Consider the following 723-nt stretch of genomic DNA (forward strand, 5'->3'; position numbering starts at 1 on the left):
GACAGTGGCACAAGCGATTGCTGGGGTTAGTATCTCTATCCCTGCAGGCACTGAACTTGCTAACATGCCAAGCTTTAGCATCACCCCAACGCAAGATGCGATATACGAGATATCAGAAACGATTGGCATGAGCCTATCGGGCCCAGTCAATGCCACCCTAGGGACGGTCAGTGCGACCGGTGCCATCTTAGATGAGAATGGCGGCGCCATTGATGCACCCGTGGTCAGCATTAGCGCAACCGACGCTCAAGCGATTGAAGGGGTAGACAGCACCCTCATCTTTAGCGTGACTCAGACTAACCTGAGCAACCTTGACACCACCGTTACCGTAAGCTTGGGTGGTAACAACACCGTTGAAGCGGCGGACATTGCTAGCATCAGCTACACCAATGCGGCAGGGGTTTTGGTCAGCTTAACCACCACCACTCAGATTCAAGACTTCTTAGCCAACGGCGCAAGCGTCACCATCCCAGCCGGACAAATGGCGGCACCAGTCATTACCGTGACCATTGCTGACGATGTGGTCTATGAGCAATCAGAGAATCTGATTCTTGATATTGCCATACCTACAAACAGTCCAACGCCTGCCACTGTTGGTACAGGTACTGCCACTGGCGTGATTCTAGATGAATCAAATGACCCGGCCAACCCTGGTAGCAACACTGAGGGCGACAAACCGACAGTCACCGTCTCTGCTGCCACAGCGGATGAGGGCAGCAATCT

At 53.3% G+C, this 723-nt stretch carries 1 protein-coding gene; it reads left to right on the forward strand.

What is annotated here, in order from left to right:
• Nucleotides 1-723 (forward strand): Calx-beta domain-containing protein (locus IP510_RS13585; RefSeq protein WP_265087607.1); only part of this gene is annotated, 723 nt, incomplete at both ends.

Origin of the sequence: Psychrobacter sp. NG254, from assembly GCF_015277735.1 — a bacterium.
GTDB lineage: Bacteria > Pseudomonadota > Gammaproteobacteria > Pseudomonadales > Moraxellaceae > Psychrobacter.